This window comes from Streptomyces sp. (assembly GCF_035644915.1).
Classification (GTDB): domain Bacteria; phylum Actinomycetota; class Actinomycetes; order Streptomycetales; family Streptomycetaceae; genus Streptomyces.
Genome location: NZ_DASQNP010000053.1, coordinates 1 through 3818, shown reverse-complemented (window position 1 = coordinate 3818; position 3818 = coordinate 1). Strand labels below are relative to the sequence as shown.

Below are 3818 nucleotides of genomic sequence, written 5' to 3'. Positions count from 1 at the left end.
CCGTACCGTTTCACGTCCGACAGCACTCCGTTTCTTCTCTGCGCCGAGTGCCACTCCCTGTGGTGGCCGGGCGAAGTGATCGATGCGGCTCAGGCCCACTCCCTCGACGATGTCGTCGCGGTACGCCTTGGGGTCGGCAGGAACCCGTGGAGCGGCCGTGTGTGGGCCGATGTCATCGAACCGGTGCCTGACGTTCAGCGCTGACGTCAACGACGGTGAACAGGAGCAGGTCTCATCGACCGCTGACAGAGGACACAGAGAAGCTGAACACCGAGTGCGTGGCTACTTGTCGAACGTGTGAAAACGCCGGTCCGCCGGGCGCCCCGCTCTCGGGGCGCCCGGCGGACCGGGGGGTGTGACCCGGGAGGGTCAGTGCGTGAGGCGGTGGGCCTCCGTCAGGTGGCGGACGGCCGTGGCGTACGCGCCGGAGGCCAGGGCGTGGTCGGCGTCCGCGGTGCGGGCCACGGCCCGCTCCGGGGCGCGGTCGCCGGCCTTCAGCAGGGCGTTCTGGGCGATGTCACGAGCGACCGAGACCAGTTCGTCCGCCTGGAGGTAGGTGTCCGTGCGGGACTTCCCCAGGAGGGCGGCGGCCTTGGACAGGGACTTCAGCACCGCGTCCGCGTTCCGCACCGAGCCGTCGGCGCCGAAGTTCGAGCGCTTCAGGGCCTGGCCCAGGTGGACGGCCGCCGCGCGGGCCGCGCCGTCGCGGCGGTCCAGCAGTGCGTCGCGGGTGTCCGCCAGGCGGTCGCGGGCGGTGTCGGTGCGCAGGCCCCAGCCGTACGGGTAGAGCGGGGCGTACGACGCGTCGCCGACGTTGACCGGCACCTGGCCGGCCGACTTCGGCCAGCTCACCGGCAGCCGTCCGGTGAAGGGGCGCTCGCCGAACAGGGTGTCCGCCACGCCCGTGCCCTCGCTGCCGGGCAGCCAGGAGGCGACGAGCGCGTCGATCCCGGCCAGGTGGTCGGTGACGATCTGCGGGCGGCCGGAGACCACCAGCACCGCGCACTCCATGGCGCCGCAGACGGTGTCGATCGCCTTCTTGTCCGCGTCGGACAGCTCCAGGTCGTGGCCGTTGCCGACGTCGCCGACGCCCTCGGCGTACGGGGTCTCGCCGACCACGACGACGCCGACCTCGTGCCCGTCGGTGGGTGCGGAGGCGTCCTCGCTGAAGGTGACCTCCGCGCCGGGCGCGACCTCGCGGATGCCCTCCAGGATCGTGGTGCCCTCGGTGATGTCGCCGGAGGTGCCCTGCCAGGTGATGGTCCAGCCGCCCGCCTGGTTGCCCAGGTCGTCGGCGTTGGACCCGGCGACGTAGAGCTTCTCGTCGCCCTTCAGCGGCAGCAGGCCGCCCTCGTTCTTCAGCAGCACCTGGGAGTCGGCGGCGGCCTCGCGGGCGAGCTCGCGGTGCCCGGCGGAGCCGACGTCACCGAGGTGGGTGCGGTCCGCGTACGGCTTCTCGAACAGCCCGAGCTGGAACTTCTTGGTGAGGATGCGGGTGACCGCGTCGTCGATCCGGGACACCGGGACCGCACCGGAGTCGACCTGCTCGCGCAGGGTGGAGGTGAAGGCCTTGTAGTCGTACGGGACCATGATCATGTCCAGCCCGGCGTTGACCGAGGTCCGCACGTCGGAGGCGTAGTCGCCGGGGATCTGGTCGATCGCCTGCCAGTCGCTGATCACGAAGCCGTCGAAGCCGAGCTTCTTCTTGAGCACTCCGGTGATCAGGTCGGCGTGGGCGTGCATCTTGACCGGGCCCTCGTCGTCCCCGATGAAGTCCACGCTGGAGAACGAGGGCATCACGGTGCCGACGCCCTCCTCCACCGCCTCCACGAACGGGGCGATGTGGACGGCCGTCAGCTCCTCGCGGGTCGTCCTGGTGACGCCCTGGTCGATGGTGTACGTGCCGGTGGTGGACGAGCCGTACTCGGTGCCGCCGTCGCCGACGTAGTGCTTGGCGGTGGCCAGCACCCGGTCATTGTCCTTCAGGTCGCGGCCGTCCCGGTGGCCCTGGTAGCCCTCGATGGCCGTGGCCAGCCGGGTGACCAGCGCCGGGTCCTCGCCGAATGCCTCGTACGCGCGGCCCCAGCGCTCGTCGCGGCTGACGCACAGGCAGGGGCTGAAGTCCCAGGGGATGCCGGTGGCGCGGACCTCCTTGGCGGTGATGTGCGCCGCGTCCTCCACCAGTTGCGGGTCGCGGGAGGCGCCGAGGCCGGTGTTGTGCGGGAAGATCGTCGCACCGACCACGTTGTTGTGGCCGTGCACGGCGTCCACGCCGTAGATCAGCGGGATCTGCAGCCGGGTCTGCTGGGCGCGCAGTTGGAAGCCGTCGATCATGTCGGCCCAGGCTGCGGGGGTGTTGGGCGTCGGGTTGGAGCCGCCGCCGGAGAGCAGCGAGCCGAGCTCGTAGGCGGCGATGTCGTCCTGGGTCTCCAGCGCGCCGCGCTCGGCCTGGGTCATCTGGCCGATCTTCTCGTCCAGGGTCATCCGGGACAGCAGGTCCGCGACCCGCTTGCGCACCGGGAGCCTGGAGTCCAGGTACGGCAGGCCGTGCGCGTCGATCACGACGGTCGGCGGGTCCTCGGTGACGCGCGCGCCGTCGGCGGAGAGCGTGACGGGGATGGTCTTGGCGGTGGCGGCCTTCGCGCTGCGCTTGGTGGTGACGGTGAAGGTCTTCGTCGTCCCCGACGGGGTGCCCGCGGGGAAGGTGAAGGTGCCGCTGACCGGGGCGTAGTCCTCACCGGGCCGCGCGGTGCCCTCGCCGGTGCCGTAGCGCACGGTGACCGGCTCGGCCAGCGGCCGGTCGCCGGTGGTGCCCACCGACACCTTCACGGTCGCGGTGCCGCCGTGGTCCACGGTGTAGACGGGCCGGTCGGTGGTGACCCGGGCCCGTGCGCCGCCCACGCCGTACAGCTCGACCTGGTCGAACTCCAGGGTGCCGGACGCGGTGGGCAGGTTGACGGCGTAGCCCCACATCTCGGTCAGTTCGAGCACCCCGTCGGCCGGGGCGCCGGCCGGCTGGTAGTCGGGGCGGCGGACGAAGTCCTCGAAGGAGGTCCTCACCTGCTTCCAGCCGTCGGTGTCGTCGGTGAAGTACCCGGCCCACAGCTCGGCGTGCCCGGCGTCGGTGCCGCCGTCCTTGACCTCGAACTGGACGCGCTTCCCGCTGCCGGTCCCCTTGACCCAGAAGGACAGGCCCTCGTGGCCGCTCCAGTCCTCCGGAGCGGACAGGGCGTGGTCGAAGCCGCCCCAGGCGGAGACGTCGTACTCCACCCGCATCGCGCGGTTGCCGACGTTGGCGCCCGGCCGGGCCTCGGCGGCGACCTGGCTGAGCTTCGGGGTGTCCGCGGCGTTGCTGCCGTAGGCGCCGATGGGCCCGGGGAAGGCGGCGTCGAAGTCGTCCAGGGTGCGGGTCTGCTCGGCGGCCGTCGCGGCGGGCGCCAGCCCGGAGGCGAGGAGGGCGAGCAGGGCGCCGAAGGTGCCGAGCGCTGTTCGTGCCCGTCTGCGGCGGTCCGGTCTTCCGTGCAACAGCTGTCCCATGGCGGCTCCCGTCGGGCACGGTGGTTGTCTTCATCGATTGAACGCACGAAGGCACAGGCACACCTTGGTGCACACGGCGCCGATCCTGTATGCCCCCTGATGGGGCGTCAAGGGCCTTGATTCATAAAACTTTTGGACACGAGGGTGCTATCGGGACGTCTCGCACCCGGAAAATGAGAGCGCTCTCAGCGATGCCGGGAGGACCGGTCCCCCGGAGCGGTGGGCGGTCACGCCTCCGGCGGCCCGCCCGGGGGATCGGTGAAGTGGCTGTCGTGGCGCAG

2 protein-coding genes are annotated in these 3818 nt (G+C 71.5%); one reads left to right on the top strand and one right to left on the bottom strand.

From position 1 onward, the window contains the following. Nucleotides 1-204 (top strand): hypothetical protein (locus tag VE546_RS05545; protein WP_324919146.1); only part of this gene is annotated, 204 nt, incomplete at its 5' end. Nucleotides 205-369: 165 nt separating this feature from the next. Here the strand turns inward: VE546_RS05545 and VE546_RS05540 are convergent. Then, entirely contained in the window at nucleotides 370-3537 is a 3168-nt protein-coding gene (locus tag VE546_RS05540; protein ID WP_324919144.1) for a glycoside hydrolase family 3 N-terminal domain-containing protein, read from the bottom strand. Nucleotides 3538-3818 lie beyond the last annotated feature (281 nt).